Source organism: Variovorax sp. 01N425, assembly GCF_056399465.1.
Genome location: NZ_JBFTRJ010000003.1, coordinates 226,040 through 246,912 on the forward strand (window position 1 = coordinate 226,040; position 20,873 = coordinate 246,912).

21 protein-coding genes are annotated in these 20,873 nt (G+C 66.4%); 5 read left to right on the top strand and 16 right to left on the bottom strand.

Annotation, left to right across the window (positions count from 1 at the left end; genetic code table 11):
* Positions 1 to 8: 8 nt before the first annotated feature.
* The 9 genes from dnaQ to uvrB form a co-directional block, all read right to left on the bottom strand.
* Positions 9 to 716: a DNA polymerase III subunit epsilon gene (gene dnaQ / locus AC1DSC_RS06680; protein WP_012747267.1), complete on the bottom strand. Its 708-nt coding sequence runs from the start codon at positions 714 to 716 to the stop codon at positions 9 to 11.
* Between the two features lie 12 nt (positions 717 to 728).
* A complete protein-coding gene (fdx, locus tag AC1DSC_RS06685; protein WP_012747266.1) occupies positions 729 to 1,067 on the bottom strand; it encodes an ISC system 2Fe-2S type ferredoxin in 339 nt (112 codons plus the stop codon).
* A gap of 7 nt (positions 1,068 to 1,074) precedes the next feature.
* Positions 1,075 to 2,931: a Fe-S protein assembly chaperone HscA gene (gene hscA / locus AC1DSC_RS06690; RefSeq protein ID WP_018902818.1), complete on the bottom strand. Its 1,857-nt coding sequence runs from the start codon at positions 2,929 to 2,931 to the stop codon at positions 1,075 to 1,077.
* Positions 2,932 to 2,936: 5 nt separating this feature from the next.
* Complete coding sequence (hscB, locus tag AC1DSC_RS06695) at positions 2,937 to 3,455, bottom strand: Fe-S protein assembly co-chaperone HscB (protein WP_018902819.1); 519 nt, start codon at positions 3,453 to 3,455, stop codon at positions 2,937 to 2,939.
* Between the two features lie 63 nt (positions 3,456 to 3,518).
* Positions 3,519 to 3,842, bottom strand: coding sequence for an iron-sulfur cluster assembly protein IscA (gene iscA, locus AC1DSC_RS06700; protein ID WP_012747263.1), 324 nt, complete (start codon positions 3,840 to 3,842; stop codon positions 3,519 to 3,521).
* Position 3,843: 1 nt separating this feature from the next.
* Positions 3,844 to 4,263 (bottom strand): Fe-S cluster assembly scaffold IscU, encoded by a 420-nt coding sequence (iscU, locus tag AC1DSC_RS06705; RefSeq protein WP_012747262.1) that lies wholly within the window; start codon positions 4,261 to 4,263, stop codon positions 3,844 to 3,846.
* A gap of 29 nt (positions 4,264 to 4,292) precedes the next feature.
* Positions 4,293 to 5,513, bottom strand: a complete 1,221-nt coding sequence (locus AC1DSC_RS06710; protein ID WP_012747261.1) for an IscS subfamily cysteine desulfurase — start codon at positions 5,511 to 5,513, stop codon at positions 4,293 to 4,295.
* Positions 5,514 to 5,592: 79 nt separating this feature from the next.
* On the bottom strand, positions 5,593 to 6,129 hold the full coding sequence (gene iscR / locus AC1DSC_RS06715) for a Fe-S cluster assembly transcriptional regulator IscR (protein ID WP_007828186.1): 537 nt from the start codon (positions 6,127 to 6,129) through the stop codon (positions 5,593 to 5,595).
* A 234-nt stretch (positions 6,130 to 6,363) separates the two neighbouring features.
* Positions 6,364 to 8,481, bottom strand: coding sequence for an excinuclease ABC subunit UvrB (uvrB, locus tag AC1DSC_RS06720; protein WP_012747260.1), 2,118 nt, complete (start codon positions 8,479 to 8,481; stop codon positions 6,364 to 6,366).
* Positions 8,482 to 8,587: 106 nt separating this feature from the next.
* On the opposite strand from uvrB, the gene AC1DSC_RS06725 reads away from it, so the two are divergent.
* The 4 genes from AC1DSC_RS06725 (at position 8,588) to AC1DSC_RS06740 (ending at position 12,634) form a co-directional block, all read left to right on the top strand.
* The gene (locus tag AC1DSC_RS06725) at positions 8,588 to 9,784 is read left to right on the top strand and encodes an amino acid aminotransferase (RefSeq protein WP_012747259.1); all 1,197 of its coding nucleotides are present in this window, start codon (positions 8,588 to 8,590) and stop codon (positions 9,782 to 9,784) included.
* Between the two features lie 158 nt (positions 9,785 to 9,942).
* Positions 9,943 to 11,358 (top strand): polyhydroxyalkanoate depolymerase, encoded by a 1,416-nt coding sequence (locus tag AC1DSC_RS06730; protein ID WP_018902820.1) that lies wholly within the window; start codon positions 9,943 to 9,945, stop codon positions 11,356 to 11,358.
* The gene (locus AC1DSC_RS06735) at positions 11,355 to 11,999 is read left to right on the top strand and encodes an RnfABCDGE type electron transport complex subunit B (protein ID WP_012747257.1); all 645 of its coding nucleotides are present in this window, start codon (positions 11,355 to 11,357) and stop codon (positions 11,997 to 11,999) included. Before AC1DSC_RS06730 ends, AC1DSC_RS06735 begins: the two co-directional genes overlap by 4 nt.
* A complete protein-coding gene (locus AC1DSC_RS06740) occupies positions 11,996 to 12,634 on the top strand; it encodes a LysE family translocator (RefSeq protein WP_018902821.1) in 639 nt (212 codons plus the stop codon). The genes AC1DSC_RS06735 and AC1DSC_RS06740 overlap by 4 nt, the downstream gene beginning before the upstream one ends.
* Before the next feature lie 12 nt (positions 12,635 to 12,646).
* Here AC1DSC_RS06740 and yedA read toward each other — a convergent pair whose 3' ends face one another.
* Positions 12,647 to 13,573: a drug/metabolite exporter YedA gene (gene yedA / locus AC1DSC_RS06745; protein ID WP_018902822.1), complete on the bottom strand. Its 927-nt coding sequence runs from the start codon at positions 13,571 to 13,573 to the stop codon at positions 12,647 to 12,649.
* A 115-nt stretch (positions 13,574 to 13,688) separates the two neighbouring features.
* On the opposite strand from yedA, the gene AC1DSC_RS06750 reads away from it, so the two are divergent.
* Entirely contained in the window at positions 13,689 to 14,186 is a 498-nt protein-coding gene (locus tag AC1DSC_RS06750) for an Lrp/AsnC family transcriptional regulator (protein WP_012747254.1), read from the top strand.
* On the opposite strand, the gene AC1DSC_RS06755 is transcribed toward AC1DSC_RS06750, so the two are convergent.
* Genes AC1DSC_RS06755 through AC1DSC_RS06780 form a run of 6 tightly spaced genes read right to left on the bottom strand, consistent with a single transcriptional unit; the run spans position 14,176 to position 20,868 of the window.
* Positions 14,176 to 14,667, bottom strand: coding sequence for a VOC family protein (locus tag AC1DSC_RS06755; RefSeq protein ID WP_038106567.1), 492 nt, complete (start codon positions 14,665 to 14,667; stop codon positions 14,176 to 14,178). The two genes, AC1DSC_RS06750 and AC1DSC_RS06755, sit on opposite strands and share 11 nt — an antisense overlap.
* On the bottom strand, positions 14,664 to 15,692 hold the full coding sequence (bioB, locus tag AC1DSC_RS06760) for a biotin synthase BioB (protein ID WP_018902824.1): 1,029 nt from the start codon (positions 15,690 to 15,692) through the stop codon (positions 14,664 to 14,666). Before bioB ends, AC1DSC_RS06755 begins: the two co-directional genes overlap by 4 nt.
* The gene (gene accC, locus AC1DSC_RS06765; RefSeq protein ID WP_026283787.1) at positions 15,692 to 17,740 is read right to left on the bottom strand and encodes an acetyl-CoA carboxylase biotin carboxylase subunit; all 2,049 of its coding nucleotides are present in this window, start codon (positions 17,738 to 17,740) and stop codon (positions 15,692 to 15,694) included. Before accC ends, bioB begins: the two co-directional genes overlap by 1 nt.
* Positions 17,741 to 17,760: 20 nt before the next feature.
* Complete coding sequence (locus AC1DSC_RS06770) at positions 17,761 to 19,305, bottom strand: acyl-CoA carboxylase subunit beta (protein WP_007828159.1); 1,545 nt, start codon at positions 19,303 to 19,305, stop codon at positions 17,761 to 17,763.
* 40 nt (positions 19,306 to 19,345) lie between these two features.
* Positions 19,346 to 20,398 carry a methylmalonyl Co-A mutase-associated GTPase MeaB gene (gene meaB / locus AC1DSC_RS06775; protein WP_018902826.1) on the bottom strand — a complete coding sequence of 351 codons (1,053 nt, stop codon included), beginning with the start codon at positions 20,396 to 20,398 and terminating at the stop codon, positions 19,346 to 19,348.
* On the bottom strand, positions 20,392 to 20,868 hold the full coding sequence (locus tag AC1DSC_RS06780) for a GNAT family N-acetyltransferase (protein ID WP_018902827.1): 477 nt from the start codon (positions 20,866 to 20,868) through the stop codon (positions 20,392 to 20,394). Before AC1DSC_RS06780 ends, meaB begins: the two co-directional genes overlap by 7 nt.
* Positions 20,869 to 20,873 lie beyond the last annotated feature (5 nt).

The window sequence follows — 20,873 nt, forward strand, 5'->3', positions numbered from 1 at the left end:
ACAGGATTTCAGCTGTTTTGCCGAAACAGCGTGCGCCCGTTGCTGGATTTGTCGAGCTGCGACAACACGGCTTCGTGCGCCGCAAGCTCCTGCTCGGCGGCCATGATCACCGGCAGGTCGAACTGGCTCAGGTCGATGGCCACCACCGTGGTGCCCTGCGCCGGCTCGTTCGAGGCCACGTCGATCAGCAGGGCGTCCTGGCCGCGCGTGAGATTGATGTACACGTCAGCCAGCAGCTGCGCGTCGAGCTTGGCGCCGTGGAAGGTGCGGTTCGAGCGGTCGACGCCGAAGCGGTCGCACAGCGCGTCGAGCGAATTGCGCTTGCCCGGGTAGACCTGCTTGGCCATGGCCAGCGTGTCGGTCACCTCGCCGACGAAGCTGCGCAGCGGCGGCAGGCCGGCCAGCTCGAGTTCCTTGTTGAGGAAGCCGACGTCGAAGGCCGCGTTGTGGATGATCAGCTCCGCGCCGCGCAGGTACTCGACGATGTCGTTGGCCAGCGTGGCGAACTTCGGCTTGTCGCGCAGGAAGTCGGTCGTGAGGCCGTGCACCTTGAGCGCGTCCTCGTGGCTCTCGCGCTCGGGATTGAAGTAGATGTGCAGGTCGTTGCCGGTGAGCTTGCGGGCGAACAGCTCCACGCAGCCGAGCTCGATGATGCGGTCGCCGTTCTCCGCGGACAGGCCGGTGGTTTCAGTGTCGAGGACGATCTGGCGCGACATGCAGTGGCTCTTTCAGTGGTTTTCTTTGGCGTGGTTGATCGAGTACTTGGGAATCTCGATCGTCACATCTTCCTGCGCCAGGATCGCCTGGCAGCTCAGGCGCGATTGTGGCTCCAGGCCCCAGGCGCGGTCGAGCAGGTCTTCCTCGCCCTCCTCGGCCTCGTTCAGCGAATTGAAGCCCTGGCGCACGACCACGTGGCAGGTGGTGCAGGCGCAGCTCATCTCGCAGGCGTGCTCGATGTTGATGTGATTGTCGAGCAGCGCCTCGCAGATCGAGGTGCCGGCCGGCGCCGTGATTTCTGCACCCTCGGGGCAGTACTCGGGATGCGGAAATATCTTGATGGTGGGCATGTGGTTCTCAGAGGGATTCGAGCTTGCGGCCCGACAACGCGCGCGCAATGCCCGCGTTCATGCGCTGGGCGGCAAAGGCTTCGGTGTCGTTGGCCAGCGCCTTGGTGGCGCCTTCGATGGCCGCGGCGTCATTGCCCTTGGCGGCTTCGCGCAGCTTCGCCATCGACGCATCGATGACAGCGCGCTCTTCTTCGCCCAGCAGATCGCCGTCGGCATCGAGCGCGCTCTGGGTGGCAAGCAGCATGCGCTCGGCATCGACGCGCGCCTCCACCAGCGCACGCGCCTGCATGTCCTGCTGCGCGGTGGAAAAGCTCTCCTGCAGCATGGTCGCGATCTGGTCGTCCGAGAGTCCGTACGAAGGCTTGACCGCCACGCTGGCCTCCACGCCGCTGCCCTGCTCCTTGGCGCTGACGCTCAGCAAGCCATCGGCATCGACGGTGAAGGTCACGCGGATGCGCGCCGCGCCTGCCGCCATGGGTGGGATGCCGCGCAGCGTGAAGCGCGCCAGGCTGCGGCAGTCGGCGACCAGGTCGCGTTCGCCCTGCACCACGTGCAGTGCGAGGGCCGTCTGGCCGTCCTGGTAGGTGGTGAAGTCCTGCGCCATTGCCGTGGGAATAGTCTGGTTGCGCGGCACGATGCGCTCGACCAGCCCGCCCATGGTCTCGATGCCCAGCGACAGCGGGATCACGTCGAGCAGCAGCAGATCGCCCGCGCCGTTGTTGCCGGCCAGCTGGTTGGCCTGGATGGCGGCGCCGAGCGCCACGACCTCGTCGGGGTTCAGGTTGATGAGCGGCTCGCGGCCGAAGAATTCGGCGACGGCGCGGCGGATCTGCGGCATGCGGGTGGAGCCGCCGACCAGCACGATGCCCTGCAAGTCGTCGGGCTTGAGCTTCGCGTCGCGCAGCGCCTTGCGAACCGCCGCGATCGTGCGGTCGGTGAGCGGCTTGGTGGCGGCGTCGAACTGTGCGCGCGCCAGGTCGAAACGGGCGGCGCCGCCGGCAAGCTCGGCGTGGAACGCCACGGAATCGGCATCGGTCAGCGCCTCCTTGGCCGCACGGGCAGCCACCAGCACGGCGGCCTTGTCGGCGTCGCTGCCCACCTGCAGGCCGGTTTGCGCGAGCACGAAGTCGGCGAGCGCGTGGTCGTAGTCGTCGCCGCCCAGGGCCGAGTCGCCACCCGTGGCAATGACCTCGAACACGCCCTGCGTGAGCCGCAGGATCGAGATGTCGAAGGTGCCGCCGCCCAGGTCGTAGACGGCGTAGACGCCTTCGCTCGCGTTGTCCAGGCCATAGGCAATGGCCGCGGCCGTGGGCTCGCTGATCAGGCGCAGCACGTTGAGGCCGGCAAGCTGCGCGGCGTCCTTGGTGGCCTGGCGCTGGCCTTCGTCGAAGTAGGCCGGCACGGTGATGACGGCGCCGTAGAGCTCGCCGTCGAAGGTGTCTTCGGCGCGGTAGCGCAAGGTGGCCAGGATCTCGGCGCTGATCTCCACCGGCGACTTGATGCCGGCAGCCGTCTCCACCTTGACCATGCCGCCCTCGTCCACCAGCCGGTACGACATCGACTCGCGGTTGGCGATGTCAGCCAGCCCGCGGCCCATGAGGCGCTTGACCGAGGTGATGGTGTTCGCGGCGTCCTGCGCGCGCGCGGCGAGCGCGTCGAAGCCGATCTGGCGCCGCTCGCGGTCGAGATAGCGCACGGCAGAAGGCAGGATCACGCGGCCCTGGTCGTCAGGCAGGCATTCGGCCACGCCATTGCGCACCGCTGCCACCAGCGAATGCGTGGTGCCCAGGTCGATGCCCACGGCAATGCGGCGCTGATGCGGATCGGGCGCCTGGCCGGGTTCGGAAATTTGAAGAAGAGCCATACCGGCTATTGTCCCAACTGATCGAATTTGGCTTCGACGTCCTGTCCGAAGCGCTCAATGAACATGAGGGCTCTCACCTGCTGCGCGGCGGCCGGGTAGTCGCCCTTCTCGTCGATCAGCCAGTCGAGCGACGACAGCGCGCGGGCGCGGCCGGCTTCGACTTCGGCCTGCAGCTGCTCGACCGCGGCAACGTCGCCGGCGTCGTCGAGCGCCTCGCGCCATTCCATCTGCTGCATCAGGAAATCGGGCGGCATGGCGGTGTTGTTCTCGGCGTTCAGCGGCGCACCGTGGAGCTCGCAGATGTAGCTGGCCCGCCGGATCGGGTCCTTGAGGCGCTGGTAGGCCTCGTTGATGCGCACCGACCATTGCATCGCCACGCGCTGCGCCGCGGCGCCCTGCGCGGCAAAGCGGTCTGGATGGGCCTCGCGCTGCAGTTCCTTCCACCGGGCGTCGAGCACGGCGCGGTCCTGCGCGAAGGTTGCGGGGACTGCGAACAGTTGAAAGTCGGTGTCGTTGAGGTTCATGGCAAGAAAAAACCGCCAGCACATGACATGGTGGCGGCTGTGGTCGCTGTCAGCGACGGCGCATCAGATGCGGAAACTCTCTCCGCAACCGCAGCGGTCCCGCTCGTTCGGATTGATGAACTTGAAGCCTTCGTTCAGGCCTTCGCGCACGAAGTCGAGCTGCGTGCCGTCGATGTAGGCCAGGCTCTTGGGGTCGACCAGCACCTTCACGCCGTGGTCTTCGAATACCACGTCTTCAGGCGCGAACTCGTCCACGTACTCGAGCTTGTAGGCCAGGCCCGAGCAGCCGGTGGTCTTCACGCCCAGCCGCACGCCCACGCCCTTGCCGCGTTTGCCGAGGTAGCGGGTGACGTGGCGCGCGGCGGCTTCGGTCAGCGTAACGGCCATGTCAGTGGACTGCCGATGGTTCGGCTTCTGCCGTCTTGGCGCCGTGCTTGGCCTTGTAGTCGCTCACGGCGGCCTTGATGGCGTCTTCGGCCAGGATCGAGCAGTGGATCTTGACGGGCGGCAGCGCCAGTTCCTCGGCGATCTGCGCGTTCTTGAGCGCCGCGGCTTCGTCGAGCGTCTTGCCCTTGACCCACTCGGTCACGAGCGAGGACGACGCGATGGCCGAGCCGCAGCCGTAGGTCTTGAAGCGCGCGTCTTCGATCACGCCGGTTTCGGGGTTGACCTTGATCTGCAGCTTCATGACGTCGCCGCAGGCCGGCGCGCCGACCATGCCGGTGCCGACCGAGTCGTCGCCCTTTTCGAAGGAGCCGACGTTGCGGGGGTTTTCGTAGTGGTCGATGACCTTGGATGAATATGCCATGGTGTACCTCTCAAACTTTGTTCAATGCGTCAGTGGGCCGACCACTGGATCGTGCTGATGTCGACGCCGTCCTGGAACATCTCCCACAGGGGGCTCAGCTCGCGCAGCTTGGCGACGTTGTGCTTGATGGTCGAGATGGCGTAGTCGATTTCTTCCTCGGTCGTGAAACGGCCGATGGTCATGCGCAGGCTGCTGTGGGCCAGCTCGTCGCTGCGGCCGAGGGCGCGCAGCACGTAGCTGGGTTCGAGGCTGGCCGAGGTGCAGGCCGAACCCGACGACACCGCCAGGCCCTTGATGCCCATGATCAGCGACTCGCCTTCCACGTAGTTGAAGCTCATGTTCAGGTTGTGCGGCACACGCTGCTCGAGGTCGCCGTTGATGAACACCTGGTCCACGTCCTTCAGGCCGTCGAGCAGGCGCTTCTGCAGGCGCGCCGCCTTGGCGATGTCTTCCTTCATTTCGAGCTTGGCGATGCGGAAGGCCTCGCCCATGCCCACGATCTGGTGCGTGGGCAGCGTGCCCGAACGCATGCCGCGCTCGTGGCCGCCGCCGTGCATCTGTGCCTCGAGCCGCACGCGGGGCTTGCGGCGCACGTACAGCGCGCCGATGCCCTTGGGGCCGTAGGTCTTGTGCGAAGCCAGGCTCATCAGGTCGATGGGCAGCTTGGCAATGTCGATCTCGACCTTGCCGGTGGCCTGGGCCGCGTCGACATGGAAGATCACGCCTTTTTCGCGGCAGGCGTTGCCGAGCGCGACCACGTCCTGGATGACGCCGATCTCGTTGTTGACGTACATCACGCTCGCAAGGATGGTGTCGGGGCGGATCGCCGCCTTGAACTTGTCCAGGTCGAGCAGGCCGTTTTCCTCGACGTCCATGTAGGTGACTTCGAAGCCCTGGCGCTCGAGTTCGCGCATGGTGTCGAGCACGGCCTTGTGCTCGGTCTTCACCGTGATGAGGTGCTTGCCCTTGCCCTTGTAGAAATGGGCCGCGCCCTTGAGCGCGAGGTTGTTCGACTCGGTGGCGCCGGAGGTCCAGACGATCTCGCGCGGGTCGGCTCCGATCAGCTCGGCCACGTAGCCGCGCGCCTTCTCGACCGCCTCTTCAGCCTCCCAGCCCCAGGCGTGGCTGCGCGACGCCGGGTTGCCGAAGTGCTCGCGCAACCAGGGGATCATGGCGTCGACCACGCGCGGGTCAACCGGCGTGGTGGCGCCGTAATCGAGATAGATCGGGAAATGAGGAGTGACGTCCATGGCTGGCTCGGGCTGGCGTGGGGTTGTTTCTTTGATCTGGGCTTCTCGCGGCAGCGCCCGAAGGCGCTCCGCGGCTTCTTCAGGACTTCGCGAAGGCGTTGCCGAGGGCAAACACCGAATTCGGCGCGTTCACGCGAATCGGCTTGACCACTGGCTGCGCGGAAATCGCGCGCTTGACGACTGGCTTGTTCTCGATCTGCACGCCCTTGGCGATCTGGTCGTCGACCAGCTTCTGCAGCGTGACGGAATCGAGGAACTCGACCATGCGCTGGTTCAGCGAGGCCCAGAGCTCGTGCGTCATGCAGCGGCCGGCTTCGCCCAGGCAGTTTTCCTTGCCGCCGCATTGCGTGGCATCGATGGGCTCATCGACGGAAACAATGATGTCTGCGACGGTGATATCCGCAGCCTTGCGGCCGAGGCTGTAGCCGCCGCCGGGGCCGCGGGTCGACTCGACCAGCTCATGGCGGCGCAGTTTGCCGAACAGCTGTTCGAGATACGACAACGAAATCTGCTGCCGCTGGCTGATCGCAGCCAGCGTGACCGGACCGGTGTTCTGACGCAGCGCCAGATCGATCATTGCTGTGACCGCAAAACGGCCTTTGGTAGTGAGACGCATCGCAAGCTCCTTCAAGTGCTTACCGTTGAAATGACACCGTGCCCCAAGGCCGCGGTGACTTCGTCTCCGCCCTGCCCGACCCCTGGCGCTGGTGAACCAGCCAGTGGGATCGGTTCTTCATCGCGAAGTTCTTTTTTGTTGTTGTTGAGTATTTCGCTCAAGTATAGCAGAAGACCTTCAGGTCTGCTCGGGTAAACCCCAGCGGGAATCGCTTGAAGAAACCGGAACCCCCTCCTAGGACGGCAGGACGGCGATATTGTCCCCGCCGGAGGCGCCAAAAGCCTGCTCCCGCAGCAGCGCCAGCTGGTCGCGCACCCGGGCCGCCTTCTCGAATTCGAGGTTGCGGGCGTGCTCCATCATGAGCTTTTCGAGCCGCTTGATCTCGCGGGCGATGTCCTTTTCGCTCATGTCCTCGACCTTGGCGCGCTCCAGGTCGAGCTTGGCCATTTCCTTGCCGGTCTTTTCGCTGTAGACGCCGTCGATCAGGTCGCGCACCTGCTTGACGATGCTGCGCGGGGTGATGCCGTTGGCCTCGTTGTAGGCAATCTGCCGGGCGCGGCGGCGCTCGGTTTCGCCGATGGCCTTTTTCATGGAGTCTGTCATCCGGTCGGCATAGAGGATGGCCTTGCCGTTCAGGTTGCGCGCCGCGCGGCCGATGGTCTGGATCAGCGAGCGCTCGGCGCGCAGGAAGCCCTCCTTGTCGGCGTCCAGGATGGCCACCAGCGACACCTCGGGAATGTCCAGGCCCTCGCGCAGCAGGTTGATGCCCACCAGCACGTCGAAGCTGCCCAGGCGCAGGTCGCGCAAGATTTCGACCCGCTCCACGGTGTCGACGTCGCTGTGCAGGTAGCGCACCTTCACGCCGTTGTCGCCCAGGTAGTCGGTCAGCTGCTCGGCCATGCGCTTGGTCAGCGTGGTGATGAGCACGCGCTCGTTCTTGTCGACGCGGATGCGGATTTCGCCCAGCACGTCGTCCACCTGGTGGGTTGCGGGGCGCACCTCGACCTCGGGGTCGATCAGGCCGGTCGGCCGCACCAGCTGCTCGACCACGTTGCCGGCATGGTCCTTCTCGTACTGCGCCGGCGTGGCCGAGACGAAGATGCACTGGCGCATGCGCGTCTCGAACTCCTCCAGCTTGAGCGGGCGGTTGTCCAGCGCGCTTGGCAGCCGGAAGCCGTATTCGACCAGCGTGGTCTTGCGGGCCCGGTCGCCGTTGTACATGGCGCTGAGCTGGCCGACCATCTGGTGGCTCTCGTCGAGGAACATCAGCGCGTCCTTCGGCAGGTAGTCGGTCAAGGTGGCGGGCGGCTCGCCCGGGGCGGCGCCCGAGAGGTGGCGCGTGTAGTTCTCGATGCCCTTGCAGTGGCCGATCTCGGCCAGCATCTCCAGGTCGAAGCGGGTGCGCTGCTCCAGGCGCTGCGCCTCCACCAGCTTGCCCTGCGAGACGAATTCCTTGAGCCGCTCGGCCAGCTCGATCTTGATGGTCTCGACCGCGCTCAGCACCTTGTCGCGCGGCGTCACGTAGTGGCTGGACGGGTATACGGTGAAGCGCGGGATCTTCTGGCGGATGCGGCCCGTGAGCGGATCGAACAGCTGCAGCGTCTCGATCTCGTCGTCGAACAGCTCGATGCGGATGGCCAGCTCGCTGTGCTCGGCCGGAAACACGTCGATGGTGTCGCCGCGCACGCGGAAGGTGCCGCGCGAAAAGTCCTGCTCGTTGCGGGTGTACTGCATGCGGATCAGCCGCCCGATCACGTCGCGCTGGCCGATCTGGTCGCCCACCCGCATGATGAAACGCATCTGCGTGTAGTCCTCGGGCGTGCCGATGCCGTAGATGGCGCTCACCGTGGCCACGATGACCGTGTCGCGCCGCTCCAGCACGCTCTTGGTGGCCGACAGGCGCATCTGCTCGATGTGCTCGTTGATCGACGAGTCTTTCTCGATGAACAGGTCGCGCTGCGGCACGTAGGCCTCGGGCTGGTAGTAGTCGTAATAGCTCACGAAGTACTCGACGGCGTTCTTGGGGAAGAACTCGCGGAATTCGCTGTAGAGCTGCGCCGCCAGCGTCTTGTTGGGCGCGAACACGATGGCCGGGCGGCCCAGCCGTGCGATCACGTTGGCCATGGTGAAGGTCTTGCCCGAGCCCGTGACGCCCAGCAGCGTCTGGAACACCTCGCCGTCGAGCACGCCCTCGACCAGGCCGTCAATGGCCTTCGGCTGGTCCCCGGCCGGCGGGTAGGGCTGGAAAAGTTCGAAAGGCGAACCGGGGTATTTGATGAATTCGCCCTGCTTCGCCGGCCCGATCGGGTCCAGTTTCTTCAGGTCTGCTATGGCTTCGTTGTTCTCTGGCATGGCTGTTCCCGACAGGTGGCGATGGCGCCGGTAAAATTCAAGGCAACCGGAAAGCGTAGCGCAAGTCCGGTTGCCAGCGAAGCTTTCATCCCAAAGGACTTTCTCCATGTCTATGTTCACCGCGGTCGAAATGGCACCGCGCGACCCGATCCTCGGCCTCAACGAGCAGTTTGCAGCCGACACCAACCCCAACAAGGTCAACCTCGGCGTCGGCGTCTACTACGACGACAACGGCAAGCTGCCGCTTTTGCAGTGCGTGCAGGCCGCCGAACAGAACATGATGAAGGCGCCCACGGCGCGCGGCTACCTGCCGATCGACGGCATCGTGGCGTATGACAACGCGGTCAAGGGCCTGGTCTTCGGCGCCGACAGCGAGCCGGTGCAATCGGGCCGCGTGGCCACCATCCAGGCCATCGGCGGCACCGGCGGCCTGAAGGTCGGCGCCGACTTCCTCAAGAAGCTCAACCCCAAGGCCAAGGTGCTGATCAGCGACCCGAGCTGGGAAAACCACCGCGCCCTGTTCACCAATGCGGGCTTCGAGGTCGAAAGCTACCCCTACTACGACGCCGCCAAGCGCGGCGTCAACTTCGACGGCATGCTGGCCGCCCTGAACGCGGCGCCGGCCGGCACCGTCGTGGTGCTGCACGCCTGCTGCCACAACCCGACCGGCTACGACATCACGCCCGAGCAGTGGGACCAGGTCGTGGCCGCGGTCAAGGCCAAGGGCCTGGTGCCCTTCCTCGACATGGCCTACCAGGGCTTCGGCTACGGCCTGAAGGAAGACGGTGCGGCGGTCGCCAAGTTCGTCGACGCGGGCCTGACCTTCTTCGTCTCGACCTCGTTCTCGAAGAGCTTCAGCCTCTACGGCGAGCGCGTGGGTGCCCTGTCGGTGCTGTGCGAGAACAAGGAAGAAGCCGGCCGCGTGCTGTCGCAGCTCAAGATCGCGATCCGCACCAACTACAGCAACCCGCCGATCCACGGCGGCGCCGTGGTGGCCGCAGTGCTCGGCAACCCCGAGCTGCGCGCCCTGTGGGAAAAGGAACTCGGCGAAATGCGCGTGCGCATCAAGGCCATGCGCCAGAAGCTGGTCGACGGCCTCAAGGCCGCTGGCGTGAAGGAAGACATGAGCTTCATCACCACGCAGATCGGCATGTTCAGCTACTCGGGCCTCAGCAAGGACCAGATGGTGCGCCTGCGCAACGAGTTCGGCGTGTACGGCACCGACACCGGCCGCATGTGCGTGGCCGCGCTCAACAGCAAGAACATCGACTACGTCTGCGCGTCGATCGCCAAGGTCATCTAGCCGTCAGCAGGATGTGAGGGAATCCGCGTTTTGCGATTCCTTCACATTCGTGGCTTAAAAACGGCCCTTTCGGCAGGGCCGATGTAGGGGTTAGGCCCCCTGCAAGTCAGCGAATGCGCTGATATATTGCATTGCAACATTCCACTCCAAGACCAGCGATGCTCTATCAACTCTACGAAGCCCAGCGTTCCCTCATGGAGCCGTTTTCGGACTTCGCGCAAGCGGCGTCCAAGCTTTATGGCCAAGGCGCGGTGTGGGGCCAGCTGCCCATGGCCCAGCGCATGGCGGCGGGCTACGACTTGCTCTACCGCCTCGGCAAGGACTACGAGAAGCCCGAGTTCAACATCAAGTCCGTCAAGGTCGAGGGCGAGGACGTGGTCATCCAGGAGGCCGTCGAGCTCGACAAGCCCTTCTGCGAGCTGCGCCGCTTCAAGCGCTTCACCGACGAACCGCACATCCTCAAGACGCTCAAGAGCCAGCCCGTGGTGCTGATCGTGGCGCCGCTGTCGGGCCACTACGCCACGCTGCTGCGCGACACCGTGCGCACCATGCTGCAGGACCACAAGGTCTACATCACCGACTGGAAGAACGCGCGCCTCGTGCCCATGTCGGAGGGCGAGTTCCACCTCGACGACTACGTCAACTACGTGCAGGAGTTCATCCGCCGCCTGCAGGCCGAGTACGGCAACTGCCACGTGGTGAGCGTGTGCCAGCCGACCGTGCCGGTGCTGGCGGCCGTGTCGCTGATGGCCAGCCGCGGCGAGCCGCTGCCCCTCACGATGACGATGATGGGCGGGCCGATCGACGCGCGCAAGTCGCCCACCGCGGTGAACAACCTCGCGATGAACAAGAGCTTCGAATGGTTCGAGAACAACGTGATCTACCGCGTGCCGCAGGGCTTCCCGGGTGAAGGCCGCCGCGTGTACCCGGGCTTCCTGCAGCACACGGGCTTCGTGGCCATGAACCCCGATCGCCACGCCTCGAGCCACTACGACTACTTCAAGGACCTCATCAAGGGCGACGACGCAAGCGCCGAGGCCCACCGCAAGTTCTACGACGAGTACAACGCCGTGCTCGACATGGACGCCGACTACTACCTGGACACCATCCGCACCGTGTTCCAGGAATTCGAACTCGTGAACGGCACCTGGGACGTCAAGAACCCCAAGGGCCAGATCGAGCGCGTGCGCCCGCAGGACATCCATTCGACCGCCCTGCTGACCGTCGAGGGCGAGCTCGACGACATCTCAGGCTCGGGCCAGACCGAGGCCGCGCACAGCCTGTGCACCGGCATTGCCGATTCGCACCGCGAGCACTACGAAGTCAAGGGCGCCGGCCACTACGGCATCTTCAGCGGCCGCCGCTGGCGCGAACTGGTCTATCCCAAGGTGCAAAAGTTCATCGCGGCCCATGACCAGCCCCAGCGCCGCGCCGGCGCACGCGAAAGCCTGCCGGCCGAAGACCGCATCAAGCCGGGCCGGAGCACGGCGGCCGTTGCAGCCACCAAGAGCACCGCAGCCAGGAAAGCCGTGGCGGCCGCCCCCGCCAAGAAGCCCGCGGCACGCAGGAAGTGAACGGGCTGGCCGCACGCATCCACGATGCACTGCCGCAGACGCAGTGCACACGTTGCGGCTACCCCGATTGCGCCGGCTACGCGCAAGCCCTGGCCGACGGCCAGGCCGGCATCAACCAGTGCCCGCCCGGCGGTGCCGAAGGCGTGGCCAGGCTGGCGCGGCTCACCGGCCGCGAGCCGCTCCCGCTCGATCCGCAGTTCGGCACCGAAGGCCCGCGCGCGATGGCGGTCATCGACGAAGCCTGGTGCATCGGCTGCACGCTCTGCCTCGATGCCTGCCCCACCGATGCCATCGTGGGCATCAACAAGCGCATGCACACCGTGATCGAAGCGCACTGCACGGGCTGCGAGCTCTGCATTCCGGTGTGCCCTGTCGATTGCATCTCGCTCGAGGTCGAGACGCCGGGCCGCAGCGGCTGGCAGGCCTGGTCGCAGGCGCAGGCCGAGGCCGCATTGCGGCGCTACAAGCTGCACGCAGAGCACCGCCGCGCAAACGACAAGCGCAAGAGCGGGCAAGAAGCGCCCGCGGTCGCAGAGCCGCAGGCCGCCGACACGCGCAAGCGCTCCATCGTCGAAGCCGCGCTGGCGCGCGCGCGCGCCGCCTCGCAACAGCAACAACGCCCACCCACTGCCAAGCCATGACCCTCGACACGCTGCTGATCTACCTCGTCGCTTCGCTCGCGCTGGCCGTCATTCCCGGCCCGACGATGCTGCTGGCGCTCTCCAACGGCATCGACGGCGGCATGCGCCGCGCGAGCTGGGGCATTGCCGGCGCGTCGCTCGGGAGCATCACGCTGATCGCGGTGGTTGCGCTCGGGCTCGGTTCGTTGCTCGCCGCATCGGAACTGCTCTTCAACGCGATCCGGGTGGCGGGTGTCGCCTACCTGGTCTGGCTCGGCGTCAAGCTGTGGCGCAGCGAAGGGGCCGACCTTGGCGCCGCGCTGGCCAAATCCGCCATCGAAGTTCGCCCGCATGGCCGCGTCGCGCTCATGCGCAGCCTGCTCGTGGCGCTGTCGAATCCCAAGACCGTGCTGTTCTTCGCGGCCTTTTTGCCGCAGTTCATCGACATCACAAGGCCGCAAGGCACGCAGTACCTGCTGCTCGGCTCGATCTTCGTGGCGCTCGACACCTGCGTGATGCTGGCCTATGCGGCCGCCGGAACGCAGGCCGTGCGCTGGCTCTCGCGCCGCGGCCTCAAGGCGCTGAACCGCAGCTGCGCGGCTGGCATGTGGCTGCTGGCCGCCACGCTGGCCTTCTGGCGCCGCCCGGGCACCTGAACGGCACGAGCTTCAGCTCTCTTTCGCCTTCTGCGGGCGCTTGAAGAGCAGCAGCAGAACACCGGCCAGCACCACGGCCACCGCGTACCACTCGAAGCGCGTCACGGTCTCGTTGGCAACCCACACGCCCAGCAGCATCGCAATCACCGGATTGACGAAGGTGTAGCTCGCGGCCAGGGCGGCGGGCGCCCTTGCGAGCAGCACCATGTAGGCGTTGAACGCGATCAGCGAGCCGAACACCACGAGGTACAGCCAGGCAGCTGCCGCCTCGGGCTGCGGTGGCCACACCAGCTGTTCACCCGACAGCACCGAGAGCACCAGCAGCACCACGCCGCCGCAGATCATTTCGCTCGCGAAACCCATCGCGCCGGGCGCGAGCGGCAGGCTGCGCTGGCTCAGCACGCTGCCCATCGACCAGCAGATGCAGGCAATGGAAATTGCCGCCAGGCCTGCTGGCGACGACTGGAAGCCGCTGCCCTGCGTCAGCATCAGCACGCCGATGAGCCCGAGCGCAATGCCCGCCGCCTCCAGCCGCGTCGGCTTCACGCCCCAGATCAGGTTGAGCAGCGCAATCAGCAGCGGCACCACCGCGATGAAGGCCACCACCAGCCCGGAGCCGATCGACACCTCGGCATGGGCCGTGCCGCCCATGCCGCCACCCAGCATCAGCGTGCCGACCACGAGGGCATTGCGCCACTGCAGGCGCGAAGGCCAGGCCGCGCCGCGCCAGCGCATCCAGGCGGCGAGCAGCACGCCCGCGAACAGGAAGCGCGAGCCCATCTGCAGGAACGGCGCAAAGCTGATCAGCGCGTACTTGATCGCGAGATAGGTCGAGCCCCAGACCACCCAGGTGGCGGCCAGGCAGAGCCACAGCAGCGGCGGCAGTGCGGTGCGCGCGGGACCGGACGCGGCTTGGGCGGGGGATGCGAGAGTGGGCATGTCGGTGTTGTCTTGTTGGTATGGAAACGCCGTCCATGGTATGAAAGCAATCTTCTCGCAACCATGCACATCTCATGGTTCTTTGCGTTTCATACCGTCGATTTGAAGGAGTTGCATGGACTTCAGCTTGAACCCCGCGCTGGACGCGCATGACACCCGCATCCTGGCCGAACTGCAGGCCGATGCGCGGCTCACCATGGCCGAGCTCGGCCGCCGCGTGCACCTGAGCCAGCCGGCCGTGACGGAGCGCGTGAAAAAGCTCGAGGCGGCGGGCGTGATCAGCGGCTACCGCGCGACCGTGAACCTCGGCAAGCTCGGCTATGGCATCCGCGCGATCATCCGCGTGGGCCGCGCCGACTATGCGCGCGTGGTGGAACTGGTGCAGCAGACGCCCGAATGCGTCAATGCCTACAACGTGACCGGCGACGACAGCTGGATCCTGGAGATCGCGGTCATCGACGTGAGCCACCTCGATGCGGTGGTCACCAAGTTCTGCATCCTCACCGAAACCGCCACCTCGATCATCCTGAACCCGGCGCGCGAGCACCAGCCGATGCTGCCGCCTCAACGCTCGGACGTGAAGCCGCCTATCAGGAAGGTGCTCAACGCGTAGCGGCCAGCGCGCTGAAGGCGCTCACCACCTCGGGCGGCGCCTGCACCATCTCGATCAGCACGCCCTCGCCCGCGATCGGAAACTCGTCGTTCGCCTTCGGGTGCAGAAAGCAGATGTCGAAGCCGGCGGCGCCCTTGCGGATGCCGCCGGGCGCAAAGCGCACGCCCTGCGCAGTGAGCCACTCGACGGCCCTGGGCAGGTCGTCGATCCACAGGCCCACGTGGTTGAGCGGCGTGGCGTGCACGGCCGGCTTCTTCTCGGGGTCGAGCGGCTGCATCAGGTCGACCTCGACCTTGAACGGCCCACTGCCCATCGAACAGATGTCTTCGTCGACGTTCTCGCGCTCGCTCTTGAAGGTGCCCGTGACCTCGAGCCCCAGCATATCGACCCAGAGCTTCTGCAGGCGCAGCTTGTCGGGGCCGCCGATGGCGATCTGCTGGATGCCCAGCACCTTGAAGGGGCGTGCGGCGGCGGTGATCATGCGGCGCAACCTTCGGGCTGCTCCTGCACCTGCCGCGCATTGAGGCCGAGCTTGCGCAGCAGCACCGTGTCGGCTTCGACGTCGGGGTTACCGGTGACGAGCAGCTTGTCGCCGTAGAAGATCGAATTCGCGCCGGCCATGAAGCACAGCGCCTGCACCGCATCGCCCATCTGCTGGCGGCCCGCCGAGAGCCGCACGCGTGCGGTCGGCATCGTGATGCGCGCGACCGCGATCATGCGCACGAAGTCGAAGGGATCGACCGGTTCCGAATCGGCCAGCGGCGTGCCGGGCACGCGCACCAGGCTGTTGATCGGCACCGACTCCGGGTACGGATCCAGGTTGGCCAGCTGCGCGATCAGTCCCGCGCGGTGCACCGGCTGCTCGCCCATGCCGACGATGCCGCCGCAGCACACGCTGATGCCGGCGCTGCGCACATGGGCCAGCGTGTCGAGCCGGTCCTGGTAGGTGCGCGTGTCGACCACGTCGGTGTAGTACTCGGGCGCGGTATCGAGGTTGTGGTTGTAGTAGTCCAGGCCCGCGGCCTTGAGCTGGTGCGCGTGGTGCGGCTCCAGCATGCCGAGCGTGGCGCAGGTCTGCAGGCCCAGCCCCTTCACGGCCTCGACCAGCACGGCCACCTTCTCGACGTCGCGGTCCTTCGGCGCGCGCCATGCGGCGCCCATGCAGAAGCGCGTGGCGCCGGCGTCCTTGGCGGCCTGCGCGGCGCGCACCACCTCGTCGACTTCCATGAGCTTCTGCGCCTTCACGCCGGTGTCGAACTCGGCCGACTGCGGGCAGTAGCCGCAGTTCTCGGGGCAGCCGCCGGTCTTGACCGAGAGCAGCGTCGCCAGCTCGATGTCGCCTTCCGGGAAATGCTGGCGGTGCACCGTCTGCGCCTCGAACAGCAGGTCCATCAGCGGCTTGTCGAGCAGGGCCTGAATCGCTTCGACCGTCCAGGGGCCTTGCGGCGCCACGGCCTTGGCGGGCCGGTGCAGCGTGATCGTTGTTTGCAAGTCGTTGGCACCCATCAGTTGAACTCCAGAATGATTTGATCGACGGCGAGCGATTCGCCCTTGCCCGCCGAAATCTTGCCGACCACGCCGTCCTGCGTGGCGAACAATACGTTTTCCATCTTCATGGCCTCGATCACGGCCAGCTTCTCGCCGGCGCGCACCTGCTGACCCGGCTGCACCGACACCTCGACCAGGAGGCCCGGCATTGGCGACATCAGGAACCTGCTCAGGTCCGGCGGCGCCTTGTAGGGCATCAGTTCGAGCAGGCGCGCACCCAGGGGCGACAGCACCATCGCCTCGATCTGCGTGCCGTCGTGGGACACGCGCAGCGCCAGCGGGTTCTTGCCGGCACCGCGCTCGACCTGCGCGGTGAAGGGCCGGTCGTTGACCATGCCCTGCACGCGAATGGCGCCGAGCGCAAAGCCGCTGTCGATCTTGTAGCTCTTGCCGCCCACGGCCACGGCGCTGGCGCCGGTCTTGCCATGGAAGTCGGTGACCGACACCGGATGGTGCACATGCCTGCCCTCCGGCCCCAGCTCCACCACCACGAACTGCTCGCCCACCTTCACGCCGTGGCCTTCGAGCTGTCCGCTGATGCCGGAGGCCCGCGCGCGATAGCGGCGGTGCACATAGGCCGCAAGCGCAATCAGGAAAGCCGGATCGGCGTGCGGCACGTCTTCCGCATGGAAGCCCTTGCCGTAGTGCTCGGCGATGAAGCCGGTGTTGAAATCACCCGCCACGAACTTCGGATGCGCGAGCAGCGCGGCCTGGAACGGGATGTTGCTGCTGATGCCGCGGATCACGAAGCCGTTGAGCGCCTCGCGCATGCGGGCAATCGCATGCTGGCGATCCTTGCCGTGCACGATGAGCTTGGCGATCATCGAGTCGTAGTACATCGGGATCTCGCCGCCGTCGTACACGCCGGTGTCCACGCGCACGCCGTTCAGGCGCTCGGTGTCGGCCGCGAACATGGTCTCGCCCGGCGGCTGGAACTTCACGAGGCGGCCGGTCGAAGGCAGGAAATTGCGGAACGGGTCCTCGGCATTGATGCGGCACTCGATGGCCCAGCCGTTGCGCTTGACCTGTTCCTGCGTGAGCGGCAGTTCCTCGCCGGCCGCCACGCGGATCATCAGCTCGACAAGATCGAGCCCCGTGATGCATTCGGTCACCGGGTGCTCCACCTGCAGCCGCGTGTTCATCTCCAGAAAGTAGAAGCTCTGGTCCTTGCCGACCACGAACTCCACCGTGCCCGCGCTCTGGTACTTCACGGCCTTGGCCAACTGCACCGCCTGCTCGCCCATCGCACGGCGCGTGGCGTCGCTGATGAACGGCGAAGGCGCCTCCTCGATCACCTTCTGGTGGCGGCGCTGGATCGAGCATTCGCGCTCGTTCAGGTAGATGACGTTGCCGTGCGAATCGCCCAGCACCTGGATCTCGATGTGGCGCGGCTCCTCGACGAACTTCTCGATGAACACGCGGTCGTCGCCGAAGCTGCTCAGTGCCTCGTTGCGGCACGAGGTGAAGCCCTCGAAGGCCTCCTTGTCGTTGTAGGCCACGCGCAGGCCCTTGCCGCCGCCGCCGGCCGAGGCCTTGATCATCACCGGGTAGCCGATGTCCTTGGCGATCTCGACCGCGCGCTCGGCCGTCTCGATGGCGTCGTTCCAGCCCGGGATGGTGTTGACCTTGGCCTCGTTCGCGAGCTTCTTGGAGGCGATCTTGTCGCCCATGGCCGCGATCGAATAGTGCTTGGGTCCGATGAAGGCAATGCCCTCTTCCTCGACCTTGCGCGCGAAGGCCTCGTTCTCCGACAGGAAGCCGTAGCCCGGGTGCACCGCCTCGGCGCCCGTCTGCTTGCAGGCCGCGATGATGCGGTCCGCTTGCAGGTAGCTCTCACGGCTGGGCGCGGCACCGATGTGCACGGCCTCGTCGGCCAGCTCGACGTGGCGGGCCTCCTTGTCGGCGTCGGAGTAGACCGCGACGGTGAGGATGCCCATCTTCTTCGCGGTCTGGATCACACGGCAGGCGATTTCGCCGCGGTTGGCGATCAGTATCTTCTTGAACATGTTCTTCTTCTCCGTGCCGCTCACAGTGGGATGTTTCCGTGCTTGCGCCACGGGTTCTCGAGCTTCTTCTCGCGCAGCATCACGAGCGAGCGGCAGATGCGCTTGCGCGTCTCGTGCGGCAGGATCACGTCGTCGATGTAGCCGCGCGCGCCCGCCACGTATGGGTTGGCGAACCGCGCCTTGTATTCCGCTTCGCGGGCGGCGAGTTTCTCGGGGTCGTTCTTGTCCTCTCGGAAGATGATTTCCACCGCGCCCTTGGCGCCCATCACCGCGATCTCGGCACGCGGCCAGGCCAGGTTGACGTCGCCGCGCAGGTGCTTGGAGGCCATCACGTCGTAGGCGCCGCCGTAGGCCTTGCGCGTGATGACGGTGATCTTGGGCACCGTGCACTCCGCATAGGCGTAGAGCAGCTTGGCGCCGTGCTTGATGATGCCGCCGTACTCCTGCCCCGTGCCGGGCATGAAGCCGGGCACGTCGACAAAAGTGACCACCGGAATGTTGAAGGCGTCGCAAAAGCGCACGAAGCGCGCGGCCTTGATGCTGCTCTTGATGTCCAGGCAGCCCGCGAGCACCAGCGGCTGGTTGGCCACGATGCCGATGGTCTGGCCTTCCATGCGCGCGAAGCCGATCACGATGTTCTTGGCGTAGTCGGGCTGCAGCTCGAAGAAGTCGCCATCGTCCACCACCTTGAGGATCAGCTCCTTGATGTCGTAGGGCTTGTTGGGATTGTCTGGCACCAGCGTGTCGAGCGAGTAGTCGGGCCGGTCGGCCGGATCGCCCTGGCCGTTGTTGCCCAGGCGCACCGGCGGCTTCTCGCGGTTGTTGAGCGGCAGGTAGTTGTAGAGGCGGCGCAGCATCATGAGCGCCTCGACGTCGTTCTCGAACGCCATGTCGGCCACGCCGCTGCGCGTGGTGTGGGTGACGGCGCCGCCGAGCTCTTCGGCCGTGACGCTCTCGTGCGTCACGGTCTTCACCACCTCGGGGCCGGTGACGAACATGTAGCTGCTGTCCTTCACCATGAAGATGAAGTCGGTCATGGCGGGCGAGTACACCGCGCCGCCCGCGCAGGGGCCCATGATCATGCTGATCTGCGGCACCACGCCGGAGGCCATCACGTTGCGCTGGAACACGTCGGCATAGCCGCCGAGCGACGCCACGCCTTCCTGGATGCGCGCGCCGCCCGAATCGTTGAGGCCGATGACCGGCGCGCCGACCTTCATGGCCTGGTCCATCACCTTGCAGATTTTTTCGGCATGCGCTTCGCTGAGCGCACCGCCAAAGACCGTGAAGTCCTGGCTGAACACGAACACGAGGCGGCCGTTGATCATCCCGTAGCCCGTGACCACGCCGTCGCCCGGGATCTTCTGCTCGGCCATGCCGAAATCGACCGAGCGGTGCTCGACGAACATGTCCCATTCTTCAAAAGTGCCGTCGTCGAGCAGCAGCTCGATGCGCTCGCGCGCCGTGAGCTTGCCCTTGGCGTGCTGCGCGTCGATGCGCTTCTGCCCGCCGCCCAGGCGCGCCTGGGCGCGGCGCTTTTCGAGTTGTTCGATCAGTTCTTGCATGGTGTGCTTCCGAAGCTGTGGTCCTGAATTTGGTGTGGGGTCATGGCCTGGCGGTGATGGCGGCCGCCGCAAGCAGCTGGCGCGCCGCCGTCGATGCGGGCAGCGCGCCCTCCGCCACCTGGCGCGTGAGCTGCGGCAGCAATTCGCGCACCTGCGCGTGCTGCCTGAAAGCCTGCTTGAGCCCGGCGTCGATGCGCTCCCACATCCACGCGGTGGCCTGCTTTTCGCGGCGCCTGGCGAGCTTGCCGTTGGCGCTCTGCAGCTGCCTGAACTGCGTGACGGCATCCCAGAAGGCGTCGACGCCCGTGCCGGCCAATGCGCTCAGCTGCAGCACCTGGGGCAGCCAGAAGCGCACCTCTGCGCCGCTGTGCGCGTCGTGCACGGCATGCGCATGGTCCGGGTTGCCCTGGTGGCCGAAAAGGCGCAGCGCCGAGGTGATCTGGGCCTGCGCGCGCGTCGCGGCATCCTTGTCGATGTCGGCCTTGTTGATGACGACGAGGTCGGCCAGTTCCATCACGCCCTTCTTGATGGCCTGCAGGTCGTCGCCCGCATTGGGCAGCTGCATCAGCACGAACATGTCGGTCATGCCGGCCACGGCGGTTTCGCTCTGGCCCACGCCCACGGTCTCGACGATCACGATGTCGTAGCCTGCGGCCTCGCACACCAGCATGGCCTCGCGCGTCTTCTCGGCCACGCCGCCGAGCGTGCCGCTCGAGGGGCTGGGGCGGATGTAGGCGCGCTCGTGCACCGAGAGCCGCTCCATGCGCGTCTTGTCGCCGAGGATGGAGCCGCCCGAGACAGTGGAGGAAGGATCGATGGTGAGCACCGCCACGCGGTGGCCCTTGCCGATCAGCAGCAGGCCCAGCGCCTCGATGAAAGTCGACTTGCCGACGCCCGGCACGCCGGAGATGCCGAGGCGAAACGAATGGCCGGTGCGCGGCAGCAGCGCGGTGAGCAGTTCGTCGGCCTGCGCGCGGTGGTCGGCGCGGGTCGATTCGAGCAGCGTGATGGCCTTGGCAATCGCGCGGCGCTGCGCCATGCCGCCTGATTCGGCAATCGCGCGCTCCAGTGCAGCCGCCGGCTTGTTCAGCACGCGTCCTCCGGGGACGACACGCGCCAGCGGTAGTGCAGGTCGACGCCCTCTTCGCCTTCGAGCACGAAGCCGTGCCGCAGGTAGAAGCGGTTGGCATCGCTCTGCACGAGCGCGGTGAGCTTGATGTCCATCCGCTGTTCGCGCGCCTGCGACTTGGCCCACTCGAGCACCCACTCGCCGATGCCCAGGCCCTGGAAGCCGGTGCGCAGGTAGAGGTGGTCGAGCCGCAGCGCATCCGCGCCCTCGGGCTTGAGCGTGACGAAGCCGATGCGCAGCTCGCTGTCGAGCACGATGTGGTGCATGAAGGGCACGACGAAACCGGCCTGCAGCCGCTCGCGCGAGCGCGCCGGGTCGAAGCGCCCCACGCGCTCCAGGCTGGGGCGCATCGCATCGACGCGCAGGGCCAGCATGGCCTCGAAATCGCTGGATTCAACCGGCTGCAGCGACAGCCGCGACAAGAGATCGCCCACGCTCT